At 38.1% G+C, this 268-nt stretch carries 1 protein-coding gene; it reads right to left on the bottom strand.

Annotated elements, in window-relative coordinates; translation table 11 throughout:
* Positions 1-268 (bottom strand): FAD-dependent oxidoreductase (locus tag ACFILW_RS10890; RefSeq protein ID WP_375685841.1); only part of this gene is annotated, 268 nt, incomplete at both ends.

The following is a 268-nucleotide window of genomic DNA, read 5'->3' as shown; positions in this document are numbered from 1 at the left end:
GCCGTACTGGTGGATGTTCTTTACAATCTAATATGCTTGCCAAAACATGATCAATCCAAGGTCCTGTCATATTCGCGACATAAGAAGCTGTGACACTATATTCTTTGCTACTTAACTTGTCTTGAAGAAAGATACGCCATTTATTGTCTTCTTTTTTTAAAGAGAGAACTTCTGTTCGTACTTTTATATCAGCTCCCCTCTTTTCTGCATCACGCGCATTGCCAATAACTAAACGCGCATCATCTACTCTTGCATCAGAATATTCAAA

The organism is Bartonella sp. TT110JLCBS (genome assembly GCF_042193405.1).
Lineage (GTDB): Bacteria > Pseudomonadota > Alphaproteobacteria > Rhizobiales > Rhizobiaceae > Bartonella.
Note: the sequence above shows the minus strand (reverse complement) of the source record. Positions and strands in the feature narration are given on the sequence as shown.